The 19594-nt window shown below is 64.2% G+C and carries 16 protein-coding genes; 4 read left to right on the top strand and 12 right to left on the bottom strand.

From position 1 onward, the window contains the following. Positions 1-16 precede the first annotated feature (16 nt). The 6 genes from L1F31_RS02365 to L1F31_RS02340 form a co-directional block, all read right to left on the bottom strand. Positions 17-772 carry an iron ABC transporter ATP-binding protein gene (locus L1F31_RS02365; protein ID WP_265419102.1) on the bottom strand — a complete coding sequence of 252 codons (756 nt, stop codon included), beginning with the start codon at positions 770-772 and terminating at the stop codon, positions 17-19. Next, a complete protein-coding gene (locus L1F31_RS02360; protein ID WP_429860957.1) occupies positions 769-1869 on the bottom strand; it encodes an iron chelate uptake ABC transporter family permease subunit in 1101 nt (366 codons plus the stop codon). The genes L1F31_RS02365 and L1F31_RS02360 overlap by 4 nt, the downstream gene beginning before the upstream one ends. A 6-nt stretch (positions 1870-1875) precedes the next feature. Continuing rightward, positions 1876-2988 (bottom strand): ABC transporter permease, encoded by a 1113-nt coding sequence (locus tag L1F31_RS02355; RefSeq protein WP_265419100.1) that lies wholly within the window; start codon positions 2986-2988, stop codon positions 1876-1878. After that, positions 2988-3977, bottom strand: a complete 990-nt coding sequence (locus L1F31_RS02350; RefSeq protein WP_265419099.1) for a siderophore ABC transporter substrate-binding protein — start codon at positions 3975-3977, stop codon at positions 2988-2990. The genes L1F31_RS02355 and L1F31_RS02350 overlap by 1 nt, the downstream gene beginning before the upstream one ends. Before the next feature lie 197 nt (positions 3978-4174). Then, positions 4175-5176 (bottom strand): inositol monophosphatase family protein, encoded by a 1002-nt coding sequence (locus tag L1F31_RS02345; protein ID WP_265419098.1) that lies wholly within the window; start codon positions 5174-5176, stop codon positions 4175-4177. A gap of 513 nt (positions 5177-5689) precedes the next feature. Beyond that, positions 5690-5842 carry a hypothetical protein gene (locus tag L1F31_RS02340; protein WP_265419097.1) on the bottom strand — a complete coding sequence of 51 codons (153 nt, stop codon included), beginning with the start codon at positions 5840-5842 and terminating at the stop codon, positions 5690-5692. Between the two features lie 412 nt (positions 5843-6254). Between L1F31_RS02340 and L1F31_RS02335 the strand changes: the two genes are divergently transcribed. Then, positions 6255-9251, top strand: a complete 2997-nt coding sequence (locus L1F31_RS02335) for an FAD-binding and (Fe-S)-binding domain-containing protein (protein ID WP_429860956.1) — start codon at positions 6255-6257, stop codon at positions 9249-9251. A 57-nt stretch (positions 9252-9308) separates the two neighbouring features. Here L1F31_RS02335 and L1F31_RS02330 read toward each other — a convergent pair whose 3' ends face one another. Then, positions 9309-9698 (bottom strand): universal stress protein, encoded by a 390-nt coding sequence (locus L1F31_RS02330; RefSeq protein ID WP_265419095.1) that lies wholly within the window; start codon positions 9696-9698, stop codon positions 9309-9311. A 145-nt stretch (positions 9699-9843) separates the two neighbouring features. Then, a complete protein-coding gene (locus tag L1F31_RS02325; protein WP_265419094.1) occupies positions 9844-10920 on the bottom strand; it encodes a helix-turn-helix transcriptional regulator in 1077 nt (358 codons plus the stop codon). Between the two features lie 147 nt (positions 10921-11067). On the opposite strand from L1F31_RS02325, the gene L1F31_RS02320 reads away from it, so the two are divergent. Together L1F31_RS02320 and L1F31_RS02315 are read left to right on the top strand one after the other, a co-directional pair. Next, the gene (locus L1F31_RS02320) at positions 11068-11673 is read left to right on the top strand and encodes a mycothiol transferase (protein ID WP_265419093.1); all 606 of its coding nucleotides are present in this window, start codon (positions 11068-11070) and stop codon (positions 11671-11673) included. 327 nt (positions 11674-12000) lie between these two features. Further along, the gene (locus L1F31_RS02315; protein ID WP_265419092.1) at positions 12001-13068 is read left to right on the top strand and encodes an IS110 family RNA-guided transposase; all 1068 of its coding nucleotides are present in this window, start codon (positions 12001-12003) and stop codon (positions 13066-13068) included. Between the two features lie 75 nt (positions 13069-13143). Here the strand turns inward: L1F31_RS02315 and L1F31_RS02310 are convergent, their stop codons facing one another. The 4 genes from L1F31_RS02310 to aceA form a co-directional block, all read right to left on the bottom strand. Then, positions 13144-14022 (bottom strand): IS3 family transposase, encoded by an 879-nt coding sequence (locus L1F31_RS02310; protein WP_265419091.1) that lies wholly within the window; start codon positions 14020-14022, stop codon positions 13144-13146. Then, a complete protein-coding gene (locus tag L1F31_RS02305) occupies positions 14019-14585 on the bottom strand; it encodes a helix-turn-helix domain-containing protein (RefSeq protein WP_265419090.1) in 567 nt (188 codons plus the stop codon). The genes L1F31_RS02310 and L1F31_RS02305 overlap by 4 nt, the downstream gene beginning before the upstream one ends. A 103-nt stretch (positions 14586-14688) precedes the next feature. After that, positions 14689-16302: a malate synthase A gene (aceB, locus tag L1F31_RS02300; protein WP_265419089.1), complete on the bottom strand. Its 1614-nt coding sequence runs from the start codon at positions 16300-16302 to the stop codon at positions 14689-14691. Positions 16303-16588: 286 nt separating this feature from the next. Beyond that, on the bottom strand, positions 16589-17899 hold the full coding sequence (gene aceA, locus L1F31_RS02295; protein ID WP_265419088.1) for an isocitrate lyase: 1311 nt from the start codon (positions 17897-17899) through the stop codon (positions 16589-16591). Between the two features lie 181 nt (positions 17900-18080). On the opposite strand from aceA, the gene L1F31_RS02290 reads away from it, so the two are divergent. Continuing rightward, positions 18081-19532, top strand: coding sequence for an XRE family transcriptional regulator (locus tag L1F31_RS02290; protein ID WP_265419087.1), 1452 nt, complete (start codon positions 18081-18083; stop codon positions 19530-19532). Positions 19533-19594: the final 62 nt, after the last annotated feature.

Below are 19594 nucleotides of genomic sequence, written 5' to 3'. Positions count from 1 at the left end.
GGCGAGCTCGAAACTGTCAGTAGTACACAGCCAGCGGACCGCGTGGACCGTCGATGACGTCGACGGGGGTGTCGAACACCCTGGACAGCACCTCGCTGGTCATGATCTCGTCCGGTGTTCCGAATTCGACGATCGCTCCGTCTTTGACCGCGCAGATGTGGTCGGCGTAGTGGCCGGCGAAATTGATGTCGTGGAGGACGATGACGATGGTTCGGCCCATCTCGGCGGCCGCTCGGCGCAGGTGCTGCATCATCTGCACGGACCGCTTCATATCGAGGTTGTTCAGCGGTTCGTCGAGAAGCACGTAGTCGGTGTCCTGGGCCAATACCATCGCCACATAGGCCCGTTGCCGCTGTCCGCCGGAGAGCTCGTCGATGAACCGGTTCTCCAACTCGCCAAGCTCAAGGAAGTCGATCGCCTGCGAAATGACTTCCTCATCGACCGTCGTCAGTCGCCCCTTCGAATGGGGGAAGCGACCGAATCCGACGAGCTGCCGGATCGTCAGTCGGGTGATGAAGTGGTTCTCCTGGCGCAGAATGGACACGATCTTCGCCAGATCCTTCGACTTCGTCGAGCTCACGTCGTACCCGGCCACCGAGATCGTCCCAGCATCCAGTCCGAGCAGCCGACCGATCATCGTCAGCAGCGTCGATTTTCCCGCACCGTTGGGACCGACCAGCGCGGTGACTCCCCCGGCCGGAATCTGCAGATCGACTGGTCCGATCGACACGTCGTCGCTGTAGGACTTGCGGACCGATTCGAGCGTGATCACAGGCGCCCCTTTCGCAGAATGACGAGCAGGAAGGCGCCGCCGCCGACGATCTCGATGATGATCGACACGACGCCTTCTGCGTAGAAGATGTTCTTCATGACGAAGTACGCACCACCGAGGACGACAAACCCGATGAGCGCGGCCATCGGGAAGAGCCGCTTGTGGTCGAAGGTGTCTGCGAACTGGTAGGCGAGCATCGCGACGAGGAATCCGAGGAAGACCATCGGCCCGATCATCGACACGGACACGGCCATGAGGATGGAGACGAAGAAGAGGACCTTGAGCAGCTCGCCCTTGAAGTTCAGCCCCAGGTTGCTCGTCATGTCTCGGCCCAGCGCCAGCACGTTTAACCGCGAAGAGCACAGGTAGAGGCCGAGACAGGCGAACAGGCACAGCGGGATGGAGACCGGCAGGTAGCTCGCATCCGAGTTCGAGATCGACCCGAACAGGCGTGCGGAGAGAATGTCGAATTCGCTCGGCGTGAGCGTCCGCTGCATGAACGTCGCCACCGAGCCCAGTCCCCCGCCGATGACGACGCCGATGAGCAGCATGAGCGCCACCGACGAGTGCCGCCCCGACAGCAGCCATCCATAGAGGGCAAGCGACAGACCGACCATGAGGCCCAGCTGGACGACGAAGGGCACGAGTCCCTTGAGCTCGACGATCGCGGTGACCCCGAAGAAGTACATCGCCGAGGTCTGGATCGCCACGTAGAGGGACTCGAATCCCATGATCGACGGCGTGATGATCCGGTTGTTCGTCACGGTCTGGAAGGCGACCGTGGCGAAGGACTGGCAGAGTGCGACCATGGCGATGACGACGAGGTTCGTCAGCCGCAGCTGCGCGATCAGCCAGAAACCGGGGTCGGTGATCGGCATCGGATTGTCCCAGGCCAGGATGCCCAGAGCGATCCCCGCCGAGGCGACCGCGAGGACGATGATGATCGTCCAATACCTGCGCACCGACTTCGCCGTCGGCAGCGGTCCGGAGTTCCGCGACGGCTGTCCCGACCGATGATGCGAACGCTCCGCCTCTCGCCGAGGCGGCTCCCCTTCCCGTACGTCTGTAACCTGACCGGTGTCGTCCTTCGCACGCATGCTCATTCACCCGACCTTCCGCTGGCGCAGCAGCAGGGCGACGAACACTGCCGCACCGACGACGCCGAGGATGAGCGAGACGGGCACTTCGAAGGGCATGACGATGAGGCGGCCGATGAGGTCGCAGACGGTGACGATAGCGATGCCCAGCAGGCACACCCAGGGCAGGTTCGAGCGCAGGTCGTCGCCGCGGATGAGGGAGACGATATTGGGCACGATGAGCCCGAGGAACGGCAGGTTGCCGACGACGACGGTGACCACGCCGGTGGCGACGGCGACGAACACGGTGCCCAGCAGCACGATCTGGTTGTAATTGAGACCGACGTTCGTGGCGATCTCTTTGCCGAGACCCGCCACGGTGAAACGGTCGGCAAGGATGAAGATGGCGACGACGACGGCCGCGACGATCCACAGAGTCTCGTACTGGCCGCGCAGGATCGAGGTGAAGCTGCCCGCGAACCAGATGCCCAGCGATTGGAGCATGTCGGTCCGCACGGCGATGAATGTCGATACGGCGCCGACGACGGCACCGAGCATGATTCCGACGATGGGAACGATGAGCGAGGACTTCAGCGAGACGCGGCGGAGGAAGACGAAGAACACGAGCGTGCCGATGAAAGCGGCGATGATCGCCCCGACCATGCGTGCCGCGATCGAGGCATCGGGGTAGATGATGACGGTGAGCATGAGCCCGAGGCCCGCCCATTCGGTGGTGCCCGTCGTCGTCGGTTCGACGAAGCGGTTCTGCGTGAGCAGCTGCATGACGAGCCCGCACATCGCCATCGCAGCTCCGGCGAGGACGAGGGCGATGGTGCGCGGGATCCGCGTGATCTGGAACATCTGCGCCCCGCCGTCACCGCCGAAGACGTCGTAGACGCCGGTGAACAGGGAGAGGGCGAGGAGGCCTGCGACCCCGAGGATGCCCAGCAGCAGCGGCCATCCGAAGAGTCGTCCCTTCGCCGAGGCGGCCCCACGCGGGGACGGATTCGCCGTCCCCGGCTGGGACGATTCCTCCGTCCCCGGTCGGGCAGGATTCGCTGCCCCCGGTCGGGCCGGAGCCGATGACGCAGCCACCTGTGCTCCGGATCTCCGACGTCGGGCCGCCTCGGCGAGGGTCATCACTTCTGTTCTTCGAGCTTGTCTGCGAAGTCGTTGAAGAACTCGGTGTACGTCTGGATGCCTTCGTTGAGGTAGGTGTCCTCGGGGAAGTAGACGATCTTGTCGTCCTTGATCGCGGGGACGTCCTCCAGCGCCTCGGAGTCTTCGAGCACCTCGGCGGCCGGAGCCGAGCCCTTCTCCCGCTCTTCGGGGGCGAAGGAGGCGTCGCGGTCGAGGACGACCATGAGTTCCGGGTTCGACTTCGCGATGGCTTCGACGGAGATGTCGTCACCCTGGTGGTCTTCGCTGCCCTCTTCGACCTCGAGGGCCGGGGTGAGGCCGAGGATGTCGAAGACGGGTCCGACCGTGCGGCCGACCGATGGTGCGGCGTAGCCGATGTCGCCGGCCGAGGTGATCAGACCCATGGCCTTGTCATCGCCGTCGTAGGCGGCCTTGGCGCGTTCGATGGAGGCGTCGAAGTCCTCGATGAGCTTCTTCGCCTCACCCTGCTTGCCGAAGACCTCGCCGAGCACGGTGGTCTGGCGGCGCAGTTCGGCGTCGAAATCCTCGCCGTCGCGGGGATCGAGTTCGAGCACGGTCGCGTCGGGGGCGAGCTTGGCCAGATCGTCATGGAACTGGGCGAATCGCTGGCCGTTGACGATGAGGTCCGGCTTGGCCTCGACGACCTTCTCGAGGTCGGGCTCACGGTGGCTGCCGAGGTCGAGGATCGAGTCGTCCTTCGTATAGTCGAGGTCCTCGCTCATCAGAGACACGGCTCCGGCGCTGAGCTCGATGTCCCAATCGGCAAGGGTTTCGAAGGTGCGATTGTCGGTGGCGACGACGGACTGCGGAGGCGAGACGACGGACTGCTTGCCGTTGTTGTCTTCGACCTCGATGGCGGCACCGGAGTCCTCGGCCTGCGCCGAATCGGATTCAGCGGAGCCGCAGCCAGCCAGGGTCAGAGCGACGACGCCTGCCAGGGCGCTCAGTTGAAGGCGAGTCGAAACCATAGGGTCCTACTTCCAGGAATGAACGGATGAGAAAACCGTGTGCGCACACTGAAAGTAAGCTTAGCCTATGCTTTCCGAATAACGGCAGAAAAGTGTGATGTTAACTGCATCACATCTGCAGTGATGTGGTTGAGACCCCTCGTGGGCTGGTTCAGATGGCTGCTGGTGAGCTGGCCCAAGCTTGCACGGGGGCTGACTCAGATGGCCGCGACGAGGCGGTCGACCTCGGCCTGGGTGTCAGCCGCAGCGGTCGGGCCGCCCGCCCCTCCGCGGCTGACCTTGAGTCCGGCCTCTTCTACGATGACCGCTCCGCCCGCGTAGTCGTAGATGCCCAGGCCTCGCTCGGCGTAGCCGTTGACGCGCCCCTCGGCGACCATGCACAGGTCGATGGCGGCCGAACCGCAGCGCCTCAGGTCGTCGTAGCCGCTCATGAGGTTCTCGAGCTTGGCGAGCTGCGGTCCTCGGTTGTCGCCGGTGTAGGCGAACCCAGTTGCGAGCAACCGCCCGGACAGTCCGGACGGGGTGCCGCGCAGTCTGCGCGCAGGGATCGTCGCCGAGGCGGCGTCATCATGATCGGTCAGGCAGCCCTCGACGCGGTACGCGCCGCGCCCCTCGGCCGCCAGCCATGTGGCGTCGAGTCCGGGTGAGGCGACGAGGCCGATGCGCCAGCGACCCTGCCCGAGTCCGGGCTCGGGAACCGCCCCGGGCTCGGCGGTCGCCCCGGGTTCGGCGGTCGCCTGTTCGCAGACGCCGACGGAGAAGGCGTGGTGTTCGATGTTGCGGACATAGTTCACGGTTCCGTCGATGGGGTCGACATGCCATTCAAGCACCGGGCCGTCGTCACTGAGGTCGATGAGTGACCCCGCCTCGGCATCGTAGGCATGAAGCCGTCCGAGAAGCTCTGCTGAGAAGAACTCGACCGGGTCGAGCGCCGCCGCTCCTTCCTCCCCGACCATGAGGTCCTGCGGCCTCACCTTCAAGAGGTACCCGCGGACCAGCGCTTCGATCTGCGCATCGGCCCGGGTCACCAGGTCGTTCGGCGAGGTCTTCGTATCGACCACGCGCGCATCCAGACTCGACCCCAGCAGCGGCCTCCACGCGAGCATCTGCTCCCAGGCCATGGCAGAGAGGTCGGCGGCGATGCGGATGAGGGGCAGGTCAACGATCTCAGCGGGCAGCGATTCGGGCTCGGAGTTCATACCGCCACTCTAGACAAGAGTTTCGCCCTCTCGCCCGGACGTCCATGCCCACCCGTGCCCGTCCACACCGACAGCACCAGCCGACTTTCCTGTAACAAGACTGCAATACTGCGCCGAGTGTGTCGTTCTTGTATCTAAGCCGCAGTGAGGCGGCTGCGAACCATCTCTCATGACAGGAATCCGAGTCCCGAAAGTCTTTGGCGGGCACCCTGATGAACGCTTCGAATCGAGACTCTTCTCTTCATGTAGCCGACGGATTCGAAACAAGGCTTTTCGGTGTAGAAGGTAACCGTTTCGCCTATTTCTGCACCTATCTGCCGCATTGTCGGATCGAGCATATTTCCAGATGCCGATCGAGTGAGGAAAATCGAGCATGCAGCGGACACGATTCACTCATGGAATGCACAAGGGCGGTGACCCATCACTTCGATGGGCCACCGCCCTTGTGTCGGCGCGGGAAGAATCAACGTCCCTGGGACTGAGAATCACTTCTCCGCCCCTAGGATTCGGGGATCAGACGGGGTCCGCGACCTCCGCCTTCGGTTCGCTGCGCTTGACGGGACCGTGCCTGCGCACGATCTCCTGCACGGCCTGAGACGAAGTGCCGGCCGCCTCGGCGATCGCACCGAAAGTCGCACCCTCTTCGCGTGCGCGCAGGATCGCCATCACGTAGTCGGTGTTGATTTTCGATCGCTGCCGCGCAACCTTTCGGACCGCTCCGACTAATGCGGCCTGATCGACTGTCAATTCACGAGCTCGACGAGACATGGTTTCTTCCCTTGCATTCATGTAGTGGCCCGTTGCCACGAATTGGTGTAGTCCCATTAGATACCACGAATATGTCAATACACCAAGAATTCCCGGATAAAGGAACTCAGGGTTCGATCGGGAGCCGTTCTGAGCTTGAGTGATAACGAATCGATAACGTTCAACCGCTCTGAACGATGACTGTGCGGATCCCGACCAGGGGTGGAATGTCTCGCTGTTTCGGCAACCCAAGTGGCACAATGCGGACATGACGACTATGGCCCATCTCACCGGTGCGAATCGGGCGACCGTCGACGCAGACGGGTCCACGATGACGCTTCCCTCCACTCTGGCAGCCGAGTTCCGTGCAGCAGGCATCCGCGATTTCAGCATCGATGACACTGACCGTGCCGCCTATTCCTCGGACGCCTCTCTGTTCCGCCTCGTGCCCGCCGCAGTGGTCTTCCCACACGATGAGGAGGAGGTGCGCTCCGTCCTGGCGATTGCACGTCGCCTCGGTGTGCCCATCACCAGCCGCGGGGCAGGCACCTCGATCGCCGGCAATGCGATCGGTCGCGGAATCGTCCTCGACTTCTCTCTCCATATGAATGCCGTCCTCGACCTCGACCCGGACGCAGGATCGGCCTGGGTTGAAGCCGGGTGCGTCCATGCCCACCTGCAGAAACAAGCCAGACCTCATGGTCTGCGCTTCGGTCCCGATCCGTCGACGCACACCCGCTGCACGATCGGCGGGATGATCGGCAACAACGCCTGCGGGCCGCGAGCTCTCGGCTACGGGCGCACCGGCGACAATGTCCTTGCGCTCAAGGTCATGCTCATCGACGGCACTGTCGTCACCCTCGATGACTCGGACGCCGCGGAGGTCTTTCCGCGCCTGCACGAACTCGTCGCCGCGAACCTCGGCACGATCCGCACGAACTTCGGCACGTTCTCCCGACAGGTATCCGGGTACGGGCTCGAGTCCCTCCTGCCGGAGAACGGATTCGACGTCCGCCGCGCCTTCGCCGGCACCGAGGGGACCTGGGGCGTCGTCCTCGCTGCGAAGATGCGTCTGGTCAGGGAGCCGAGTTTCACCTCGGCGGTGGTGCTCGGCTATGCGGACATGGTCGCGGCCGCCCACGATGCGCCGCTGCTGCGCGATTTCCCCGTCGCCGCCTGCGAGGGCCTCGACTCGCGGATGCTCGATCGGGTCATCGAGACCAAGGGCGCCGAGGCGGTTCCGACACTTCCCGAGGGCGCGGGCTGGCTCGTCGTCGAACTCACCGGTGAGGACGAATCCGCTCTGACGCAGGAGACTCAGCGCCTCATCGCCGAATCGAAGTCGTTGGACTCTGCGGTCCTCGACGCGGGGGCCGCCGCCGAGGTGTGGGCGATCCGCGCCGACGGTGCGGGTCTGGTCTCGCGGACTCCGGACGGGCGCGATGCGCACGCGGGATGGGAGGATTCCGCGGTCCCGGTCGACCACCTCGGCGATTATCTGCACGACCTCATGGAGCTCCTCGACGAGCACGGGCTGTGGGGCATTCCCTATGGGCACTTCGGTGACGGCTGTCTGCACATGCGTGTGGACTTCCCGCTCGAGGACCCGAACGGTCCGCAGGTGATGCGCGACTTCATGGTCGCGGCCACGAAGCTCGTGGCCCGGCACGGCGGGTCTGTCTCCGGGGAGCACGGCGACGGCCGGGCCCGTTCCGAGCTGCTCAGCCTTATGTACACCCCGGCAGCGCTCGACCTGTTCTCCCAGGTCAAGGCACTTTTCGACCCACAGCATCTGCTCAATCCGGGCGTCATCGTCGACCCGGACGCCCTCAACGAATCGCTCCGGCTCACTCAGCTGCCGCTGCGGCAGGAGCTGCCGGGGACCTTGGCAATGGCCTATGAGGGAGAATCCGCAGGCTTCGCCTCGGCTGTGCACCGGTGCACCGGCGTCGGCAAGTGCCGAGCGGATTCCGCCGCGAGCGGCGGGACCATGTGCCCGTCCTACCAAGCCACGCGCGATGAACGGCATTCCACGCGGGGGCGCGCACGGGTTCTGCAGGAGATGGTGTCCGGGGATCTGCTCGAACCCCGCTGGGACTCCCCCGAAGTCCACGAGGCCCTCGATCTGTGTCTGTCGTGCAAGGCCTGCGGGGCCGAGTGCCCGACCGGCACGGACATGTCGACGTACAAGGCCGAGGTGCTCTACCAGTCCTATAAGGGCAAGGTGCGGCCGATGAAGCACTACTCGCTCGGATTCCTGCCCCAGCTCGCGCGCCTGGTCACACCTGTGGCACCGGTGCTCAACCGGGTGTCGGGACTGCCGGGGCTGACGACGCTGGCCAAGAGGATGGCCGGCATCGACGTCCGCCGCTCGATTCCGCAGTTCGCGGCCACGACGTTCCGGAAGTGGTGGACGACCACCGCCGAGGCGCGGGCGGAGTCGGATTCGCCCGCGCGGTCGGCAGGCGGGGCACTGTCAGGTGCTGAGTCGCAGACGGGAGCGGCCGGTGCGCGCCCGACCGCCGAGGTGGTGCTGTTCGCCGATTCGTGGTCGAACCACTTCGCCCCGCGCATCCTCGCTGCGGCCGTGGCCGTGCTTGAGCGTGCCGGAGTGCGCGTGCGGGTCATCGACCAGACCGTGTGCTGCGGCCTGCCGCTCATCTCGACCGGACAGCTCGATGCGGCGAAGGCGAATCTCTCTGAGACGATCACTGCTCTCGATGCCACGGGTGATGTGCCGATCATCGGTGTCGAACCCTCGTGCCTGGCCACGCTCAAGGACGATTCGCGCAAGCTGCTGGCCGATGATGCCTCGAACCGTGTGGCCGAGCGCGTGCAGACCCTCGCGCAGTATCTGCTGAGCATCGGCGCCGAACTGCCGGATCTCTCCGGCGTCGAGGCGCTTGTGCAGCCGCACTGCCACCAGTCGGCGATCTTCGGCAACGCGGCTGACAAGGAGCTGTTGGCCAGATCCGGAGCGAGCACCGAGTTCCTCGGCGGCTGTTGCGGACTGGCCGGGAACTTCGGTGTCGAGGACGGCCACTATGAGACTTCGGTCGCCGTGGCCGAGGTGGCTCTGCTGCCCGCACTGCGGAAGCAGGACGCGCGGCGGGAGCAGGCGTCGCGGCGAGAGCAGAACGCGCGGCCGAAGCGGACGGTTGCAGCACAGCCCCGCGAAGACGTGGCGGCGGGTGAGGATTCGGCGCTGCAGGTGGTGCTTGCCGACGGCTATTCGTGCCGGACCCAGATCACGGATCTCTCCACAGCCGACGGCGTGTCGCTGGCCGAACTCCTCGCCTGGGGATGGGGGCTGGAACCGCGCCGTTGACGGTCGCTCTGGGGCCGCCTCGGCGAGGTGTTCTCAGGCCTTCGCGGCGAGGTGTTTTCAGGCCTTCGCTGTGAGAACCGGGACCTCGGCCTCGAGGAGGATGCGCTGAGCCTGGGAGCCGAGGATGAACTTCCCGATCGCCGAACGCTTGCGCAGACCGATGACGATGAGCTGGGCCTTGTACTCGACGGCCAGGTCGTTGAGGGTGCCCGGCAGATCGTCTTCGTGATCGGGCTGGAGCACCTCGACCTCGATATCGGACTCCTTGCCGAGTTCGACGATCCGTTTGATTTCGTCCTCGTCGATCTCGGTCGGCGTCCCGCTGGCACCTCGTCGCTGAGAATTGATCACGACGGCAGTGCTCGACCGCAGTTTGGCCTCCGCGAATCCCGCGCGCAGAGCAGCCTCACCCTCGGGAGCAGGTAGGTAGCCAATGAGAATCGTCATGGCCACCAGTATATGGACTCTCCGATGATTCATTCATTTTGGGATCATCTGGCGGTCAGGTTTCCCCACTCACCCACCCCTTTTGCTACCTGACGGGCCCCCAGCAACGTGGCGCCACGTTGCTGGGGGCCCGTCAGGTAGCAAATCAGATCGCTGAGGCGTCGACGATCGCCTGCACTCCCGCGGCGAGATCCTGCAGGGAATCGACGAGCTCGGGCGGGTGGAGGATCTCGATGGGGGCGGGAATGCCGGCCAAGGTGGCTGCGACCCACCTGAGGTCCTCGAATCCGAAGGTGACGCGCACGCTTCCGCCCGCCTCGGTGATGGTGGCGGTGCGGGTGGGGAACCATTCCTTCGCTTCCTTCGCCGAGGCGGCCACGCGCAGCTCCACGGTGTGCGGGTAGGCGGTGGTGGTGACGGCGGCGCTCACGGCCGCCTCGGCGTCGGGGTGGGGACGCGGGGCGAAGGTCAGGGTCGTCGAGTGGACCTCGCTCATCCGGTCAAGGCGGAATACCCGGTGGTCGTGGCGGTCGAGGTCGAAGGCGAAGAGGTACCAGTGGGCGCCGAGGACGACGAGCCGGATCGGTTCCACGCGGCGGGCGGTCGCGGCCGAGTGGGATGCGCTGCTGGCAGACCTGGCGATTCTGGCAGTGGTTCCGACGACGATTCCGGCGGTGGTTCCGGTTGAGGACACAGCCGAGGTTCCGGCCGTGGAACTCCCGGACGGGGTGGGATCGGTGCGTCGCAGCTTCTGGTAGTCGAACGTCGCGATCGTCGAGGCGCTGATCGCCGAGGCGAGCGAAATGACCGCACCGATGTCGACGCCGGGGACATTGCCTTCGGACACGGACACTGCGGCCGAGATGTCCGCGACGGCTGCGCGCATCGCGGCAGGCAGCATCGACCGCAGCTTGGTCGTCGCCGAATCCGCGTGCTCGGTGTCCAGCCCTGCCCCGCGCAGCAGAGCAAGGCCGACCGCGGTGGCCAATGCCTCCCCCGCCTCCAGCTGCAGCGGCGGCAGCACGGTCCGCGACTCGGCGCGGTATCCGCCGGCGAGGCCCGGCACGGATCCGATGACGTAGCCGAGTTCGCGCAGCTGGGCGATATCGCGCCTGATCGTGCGGGGTGTGCATTCGAAATGGGCAGCGAGCTCCGGCGCCGAATACGTCCGGCCTGACGCGAACATCCCCAGCAGGGACAGCAGCCTCGTCTCTGACCTCATGTGGGCTCCCTTCGGTGCACTGTCGGTCCGATGTCCGAACTTCTTCGATCACACCGTCTGATGCGGACACTATATGTCCTCATAGTCCTCAATACTCGAAGACACGAACCGGAACACCGGCTCGGGCAAGGACAATCAGGAGAGATCATGGCCTTCTTCGCACCCAGCACCACCGACGAGACCGACACAGCCTTCACGTTCCTCACCCAGCAGTGCACTCAGCTCAAGCTCACCGCCCGCGGCCTCAGCGATGAGCAGGCCACCAGCACTCCGACAGCCAGTTCTGCGAACATCAAGGGCCTCATCGCCCACGTCGCACAGGTCGTCAACGGCTGGCTCAAGCAGGTCGAGAACCCCGAGCGCGTGGTCCCCTTCGAGGAGTTTCCTGCGATCAATGCCGAGATCGGCCTCGAGGGAATGTTCGACAGTTCCGCTGTTCCGGATCTCGACATCGCCGAGGTGGTGGAGATCTTCGAGCGCGTCATCGCCGGCATCGATGAGGTCCGACAGACCGTCGTCGACAACAGCGTCGACCTCGGGGCGGTGAGTGCGACCCCGCCGAATCCGTGGATGCCGCAGGACTTCGTCATGTCCGTGCGCTGGATTCTCTTGCATCTCAACACCGAGGTGGCCCGGCACGCCGGCCATGCCGACATCATCCGCGAATCCATCGACGGCGCGATCGCCTATCAGCTCAACGCCGAGGCCGATGGTCAGCCCTGGCCTCCCGAGGGCATGGAGGACTGGTCCTGATCGACCGCACTCTCCCCCAGAACTACTGTGAGTATGGGTAGTGGCTGGTCTGGGACTAGCTGGCAGAGTAGGAACTGACCGTCCCCTCAATCATCATGACTCAAATTACTACTGACTCAGACGATGTCTTCGTCACGATCTGTCTGGTGATTGGTGGGCGGTCGGCACCGGCTCGGCCCACATCGATAACTTGATCAGAAGGTTGTCCGTTCTCAAACGAACGTGACTCATCACAGTAGTGTTTCGACGTGACTATCTCCCGGACCGGAGCCGACCGTTCGACGGTCGGACCACATCCGCTCTGACACGGGAGAATCACGAACCGTCATGTCTATCATCTCGCATTTGTACGCGTTTGTCGTCGGCGTCGACACCCACGCGAAGAACCACGTCTACGCCGTGCTCACCAACACCGGTGAGCAAGTCGATACCCGCGAATTCCCCACCAGCAAGGCCGGCCTGGCCAGGGCCTTGGACTGGGTCGGTCGCCGTACCGGCGGGGACCAGGACACCCTGTGGGTCATCGAGGGCATCGGCACCTACGGAGCGATCCTGGCCGAGACCGTCGCCGAAACAGGCTACACGGTCGCCGAGGCCGCCAGCATGAGTGCCCGCGACCGCCATGCCACCGGCAAGGACGACCGCATCGATGCTTACAGGGTCGCTCACACCGTCCTATCAATGGACGAGTCGCGACTGCGTTGTCCCCGGCAGGCCGATGGTCCGCGCCAGGGACTGCGGATCCTGGTCAAGGCCCGCCAGTCCATGACCCAGGAGAAAACCCGGACGATCAATGCGCTGACCGGCCTGTTGCGGGCCAATGACCTCGGGATTGATGCGCGCCGGAAACTGTCTGTGGCCAAGATCCGCACGGTCGCGAAGTGGCGGGCTCGCAACGAGCCTGTGGCACGGGTAGAAGCGCGCCGGGAAGCGATCCGGTTAGCCAAACGCGTGATCGAACTCGATGCCGATATCAAGGACTACGCCACCCGGATCCTGGCCTTGGTCAAAGACAGCCCGGCGGCTGTGCTGCTGGAACAACCCGGCATCGGTGCGATCACCGCGGCCGTGTTCTACCTGGCATGGTCGCATCCCGGGCGGGTGCATTCCGAGGCTGCGTTCGCGAAGTTGGCGGGGACGAATCCGATCCCGGCATCGTCGGGCAACGTGGTGAGATTCCGGCTTAACCGCAGTGGAGATCGTCAGTTGAATTCCGCGTTGTACATGGTGGCCATCACTAAGCTTTCCTTCGATGAGAGGACGCGGGCGTACATGGCTAAACGGCTCGGGGAAGGGAAGTCGAAGAAGGAGACGATTCGGTGCATCAAGCGGTATGTGGCCCGGAATGTGTATCGGCTTCTCGAGGCGACGAGCGTGAGGTGCGAGGCCGCTTGACAAGCATAGAAGGATCGTGACGGCGCCCCAGCAACCTGGCGTGGACTGGTCCCCAAAAGTTGGACTGCTGTGAGGTCAGCATAGTTCGTAAATAGGCTCACCATCCTTGGCGGTCTTGTTCCGATATTCCATCGGGGCAAGATCGCCAAGTCGTGTCGAGATCCTTTCGTAGTTATACCAATGAATGTACTCATTGATCGCGGCTTTGAGGTCCTCGACCGTGTCGAACTTCTGCAGATAGAACATCTCGGACTTCAACTGCCCGAAGAAGTTCTCCGCCATCGCGTTATCCCAGCAGTTTCCCTTCCGCGACATCGACGGTGTAGCACCATGCTTAGCTAGAATCGACGCCCAGGACACGTGCTGGTACTGAAACCCCTGGTCCGTGTGCACCAGCGGTGTCTGCCCGGGACGCAGTCCCTGACAGGCTCGCATCAGCGACTCGTTCGTCAATGCCGTGTTCGGTGACGTCGACATCGAGTACGACACCACACCGGCATCGAACAGATCGATCACTGGTGACAGATACAGTTTCTTGTCTTCAACAGCGAATTCCGTGACGTCGGAAACCCATTTCTCGTTCGGTTCATCAGCGGTGAACTCCCGATTGAGTACGTTGTCAGCAACGGCTCCGACCGTGCCGCGATGGGAGTCGAATTTCTTCTTCCGCACCTCGGTCTGCAGACCCATGTCACGCATTAATCGCAGTACGGTCTTCTTCGCGATCGTGATGCCCTGTTTGACCAAGACAGCCCAGATCTTGCGGTGCCCGTAGCGTTTGTGACTCTTCTCGAAGATGTCCTCGATGAGGGTTCTCACCTGCGCGTATGGGTCGGGTCTCACGTCGAATCGTTTCTGGTGGTAGAAGAACGTCGACCGGGCCAAACCCGCGACCTGCAGCAGCAATGGCAGTGGATAGTCTGCCTTGAGACTGGCAACAATGCGTGCTTTCACAGCTGCCCTTTTTGCCTCAAGGCCCGCAGTTTTTTCAAGTAAGCGTTCTCCGCTTCAGCCCGCAGCAGCCGGTCTTGCAGCTGCCGATACTCGGCCAGGCTGATGTCCTCGACATGCGTCTTCTTCGCCATCAGGTCTGGCTTCGACGGTGCCGGATCAGCATCGGGGTCCTGACCGTTGTCGAGGGCTCGTATTCGTGCTGTCTTGCCTTTGGCCGGCGGCGGTGTCACGAACGCGTCTTCGCCCTTGTCCCGGTATTTCTTCGCCCAATCAACCACGGTACGCGAGGACGCCAAACCGAGCTCTTGAGCCAGGACGACTTTGTGTTCGCCGTCGAGGTACCGTTTCGCAGTCGCGATCTTCGTCTCTGCCGGTATGCGGCGGGGCTGGTGCGGTTCCATGACCGATATTGTTCCACGCACCAGCCACCGGTCGTGGAGGAGTTTGAGCGTGGGTTTATGCACGTCGAGCTTCGTGGCTGTCGCGGCATAGCCGTGCCCTTTGTCGAAGAGGTCGATCGCGGCCCTGGCTTGTTCGTCTGTGATCAGACAGTCCTTACGCATGGAGTGGTCCCTTCAAGTTGTCTTGTGTTGATCACAGTCCAACTTTCGGGGACCACTCCAGCGAGAGGTTGCTGGGGCGCCGTCGGGTAGCAGTTGTAGGGAGTTAGGCGACTGAGGCTTCGGCTGCGGCCTTCTTCGAGACTCGGTCGACCAGGTGGTCGGTGTAGGCCGGCATCGTGAGGAACTCGGCGAAGGGCTCGTCCAGGGCCGTGGTGCGGAAGATCTCCACAGCCTCGTCGAGGTGGTCGTCGGGACGGCTCTCCATCGCTGCCAGCTCCTCACCGAGGTAGCGCTCGGCCAGTCGGCGAGTCAGCTGCTGGCCGTTGTCGAGGGTCACCTCGTGGTGGATCCACTGCCAGATCTGCGAGCGGCAGATCTCCGCGGTCGACACATCCTCGAGCTGGTTCTCCAGTGCCACGTGGCCGTTGCCGCCGAGCCATTCGTTCATGTACCCGATGGCCACACGGATGTTCACCCGCACGCCCTCCTCGGTGACGATCGGCTCGAGACCGGTGGTGTCGAGGATGTTCTCACTGGTCACCTGCACGTCGGGACGCATGTTCTCCAGCTGGTGCGGCTTCGAGCCGAGTGCGGCGTCGAAGACGGCCAGGGCAGCCGGCACGAGAGCCGGGTCGGCGACCCAGGTGCCGTCGAAGCCCTGCCAGGCCTCGCGTGCCTTGTCCTCACGCATCCGCTCGAACTCGGCGGCCACGAACTCCTGGTCCGGGTGGTCGGACATGAGGTTCGACATGGTGCCGATGGCGTGTGCTCCGCGACGGTGGCAGGTCGCGACCAGGCGATCGGTGAAGGCCTTCATCAGCGGCAGATCCATCGTCAGGCGCTCCCGGTCGGGCAGCACGTAGTCGGTGGTGTTGCGAAGGTTCTTCACCACGGAGAACAGGTAGTCCCAACCGGCGGCTTCGAGGCCGGCGCAGTGCTCACGCAGTTCGAAGAGGATCTCTTCCATCTGGAACACCGCGGTGATCGTCTCGATGTGCGCGGTGGCGCGGATGGTGCCCTGCTCGATGCCGAGCATGTTCTGCGCACGGATGAAGATCTTGTTCCACAGGCGAGCCTCCTGCGAGGACTCGAGCTTCGGCAGGTAGAAGTACGGGCCGGAGCCGCTGTCGATGAGGTAGCGGGCGTTGTGGAAGAAGTACAGACCGAAGTCGACCAGTGCACCGGAAGCGGCGAACTCGGTGCCGTTGTCATCCACGTAGAGCAGATGCTTCTCCGGCAGGTGCCAACCGCGGGGACGCAGTCCGATGGTCGGCTGGTTGTCGTTGTTCACTCCGGGCAGCTGACCGCGGATGGCGCGGTAGAGGTTGACCTGTCCGCCGATGATGTTGGCCCAGGTCGGGCTCGTGGCGTCTTCGAGATCGGCGAGCCACACCTTGGCCTGCGAGTTCAGCGCGGCGACGACCTCGGTCTCGGTGACCGGACCGGTGAGCTCGACACGACGGTCTTCCAAGCCGGGGGCTCCTTCCGAGCCGGCAACGGTCCAGGACCGGTCGGCGCGGATGCGGGCGGTCTCGGGCTTGAACCGCGGGAGGGTCCCGCCGTTCATCTCGGCCTGACGGTTGCGGCGAGTGCGCAGCAGGTCGGAGATGGTGCCGGCGAACTCGTCGTGGAGTACGGCGATAAAGGTCAGTGCGGACTCCGAGAGGACGGTGCCGAAGCCGGTTTCGAGCGGCGCGTTGATCTTGATGTAAGACATGGGCTTCTCCTCACCCGTCGTAGTGTGCTGCCGGTCAGTGCTGCCGGGAGTCATCGGTTCTGTGAAAGCGGTGCTGTCGAGGATCCTCGCCGAGGCGGCTCTATCGTGAGCGTTCCGGTGGGATCGTGGCGGGGTTGAGATTCGACTGTGGTGCAACGGCGCGGATCGACAATGCAAACCCCGTGAAAACATTGCCGATCCGCGCCGAGTTCCTAGCGGCCGATGGCCGGTGCCGCACCCGGGCCGTGCAGCCCGGGCGGGCGGGGCTCCGCGGAGCCGGTCGAACTCAGTGGAACTGAGCGGTTTCGGTCGAGCCGGCCAGAGCGGTGGTCGAGGACTCAGGGTTGAGTGCCGTCGAGACCAGATCGAAGTAGCCGGTGCCGACCTCGCGCTGGTGGCGGGTTGCGGTGTATCCGCGCTCTTCGGCGGCGAACTCGCGCTCCTGCAGGTCGACGTAGGCCTTCATCTGCTCACGGGCGTAGCCGTGTGCCAGGTCGAACATCGAGTAGTTGAGCGCGTGGAAGCCGGCCAGGGTGATGAACTGGAACTTGTAGCCCATGGCGCCGAGCTCACGCTGGAACTTCGCGATGGTCGCATCGTCGAGGTGCTTGCGCCAGTTGAACGACGGCGAGCAGTTGTAGGCCAGCATCTGGTCCGGGTACTCCGCGTGGATCGCGTCCGCGAACTGCTTGGCAGCTTCGAGGTCGGGAGTGGAGGTCTCCATCCACAGCAGATCCGCGTACGGTGCGAAGTTCAGTCCGCGGGCGATGCCTGCTTCGATGCCGTTCGTGATCTTGTAGAAGCCCTCGGAGGTGCGTTCGCCGGTGACGAAGCGCTGATCGCGCTCATCGATGTCCGAGGTCATGAGCGTGGCCGCCTCGGCGTCGGTGCGGGCGATGACGAGGCTGGGCACGTTCTCGACGTCGGCCGCCAGGCGAGCCGCGTTGAGGGTGCGGATGTGCTGCGAGGTCGGAACGAGGACCTTGCCGCCGAGGTGGCCGCACTTCTTCTCGGAACCGAGCTGATCCTCGAAGTGCACACCGGCGGCGCCGGCCGCGATCATCGAGCGCATGAGTTCGTAGACGTTGATCGAACCGCCGAAGCCGGCTTCCGCGTCAGCGACGATCGGAGCGAACCAGTCGTCGACCTTCTTGTTGCCTTCCGAGCTCTCGATCTGGTCGGCGCGCATCAGAGCGTTGTTGATGCGGCGAACGACCTGCGGCACCGAGTTGGCCGGGTAGATCGACTGATCGGGGTAGGTCTGTCCGGCGGCGTTCGCGTCGGCGGCGACCTGCCAGCCGGAGAGGTAGATGGCGTTGAGGCCGGCCTTGACCTGCTCGACGGCCTGGTTGCCGGTCAGTGCGCCGAGTGCGTTGACGTACTCGCCGGACTTGATGTCGCTGGAGGTGATCTGGTTCCACAGGCGCTCGGCACCGTGGCGGGCCAGCGTGTGCTCCTCGATCAGAGATCCGCGCAGTTTGACGACATCCTCGGGCTCGTAGTCACGAGCGACTCCCGACCAGCGGGCGTTGGTCGCCCAGTCGCGGCGGATGGCTTCAGCATCGTGCAGGTTGCTCTGCGTGGTGTTCTCAGTCATGTTCCTTCACTTTCTCGTTCGTTCGGGGTTGTTGATGTATCCAGTCTGAGGGGGCTGCAAGAGGTTCGATAGAGAATTTCCGAATGAATAATCGCGATATTTCCGGTTTCAGAAATTTCGACGTTCTGTCATACTGATTCGAACGCATGTGAACTGGCACACAGAAACGATTGGAGCCGCCTTGGTCAGCATCGGAGCGGAACTCGAGGACGATGAGCAGCAGACCGATCCCTTGAGCATCGGCAGAAGAATTCGCTTTTTTCGCAAGCAGCGCGGATTGACCCTGCACGAGCTGGGGCAGGAAGTGGGGCGTGCAGCCTCGCAGATCTCGACGATCGAGAACGGCAAGCGAGAAACTTCTGTCACGCTCCTGGCGACCATCGCGAAAGCGCTGAAGACCGATGTCGCCGACCTCATCGACCCGGCCCCGATCGATGAGCGCCAGGCTCTCGAGCTCGAGGCCGAACGCAATCAGGCCTCGCCCATGTACTCGTCCCTGGGGCTGCCGCAGGTGCGGATCAAATCTCTGCCTGCCGATGCGCTCGAGGCGATCGTCGGTCTGCAGCGGCAGCTCGGGGAGGTCCTCGAACGCCGCGCGGCGACTCCCGAGGAAGCGAGGCGGGCGAACCGGGAGCTGCGGGATCGGATGAAGGAGAAGAACAACTACTTCGCCGATCTCGAGGCCACCGCCGCCGAGCTGCTCGACCTCGTCGGCTACGAATCGGGCACGGTCTCCCAGCGGCAGACGGCGCTCATCGCGGAGAAGCTCGGCTTCAGCCTCCACTACGTCTCGGACCTGCCCGAGTCGACCCGGTCGATCTCGGACACCGCGAACAAGCGGCTCTATCTGCCCAATGCCGATGCCGCCTTCGATCCGCGCTCCCATCTGCTCATGAGTCTGGCCCCGCACGTGCTCGGCTATGACTCCCCGAAGGACTTCCACGAGTTCCTCGAGCAGCGCGTGGAGGCGAACTACTTGGCCGCGGCGATCCTGCTGCCCGAGTCGGCAGCCGTGCCGATGCTCGAGGAGGAGAAGAGGAAGCGGGTGCTCTCGGTCGAGCATCTGCGCGATATGTTCGGCGTCGGCTACGAGATGGCCGCCCACCGGTTCACAAACCTCGCCACCGAGCATCTGGGCCTGCCCGTCCACTTCATGAAGGTCCACAACTCGGGCACGATCCACAAGGCGTACTCGAACGACGGCCTGCCGTTCCCCACCGACCCGCTCGGCGCGATCGAGGGCCAGTTCGCCTGCAAGCGCTTCACCTCCCGCACGGTCTTCCGCGTCGCCGACCGCTTCAGCCCCTACTACCAGTACACCGACACCCCGCACGGCTCGTTCTGGTGCACCGCACGCGTCCTGCCCGGCGGTGACTACGCCATCAGCGTCGGCGTCCCGTTCGCCCACGTCCGCTGGTTCGAAGGCCGGGAATCGCCGATCCGCTCGAAGTCCGAATGCCCGGACCCCTCGTGCTGCCGGCAGGCACCCGAAGACCTCGCGGAGAAATGGGAGGACCAGGCGCTGCCGTCGGCGCGCATGCACGCCTCCCTGCTGGCCGCCGTCCCGCCCGGCGCAGTGCCCGGCGTCGACGACACCGAGGTCTACGAATTCCTCGAACGCCACTCCGGTTGATCGACGGCACCGATCACCGGTGCATCAATCCCTCGCCGAGGCGGCTCCCCCACGTCGGGTCC

The sequence above is a fragment of the Brevibacterium spongiae genome (assembly GCF_026168515.1).
Taxonomy (GTDB): domain Bacteria; phylum Actinomycetota; class Actinomycetes; order Actinomycetales; family Brevibacteriaceae; genus Brevibacterium; species Brevibacterium spongiae.
This window is presented reverse-complemented; position numbering and strand designations above follow the sequence as displayed.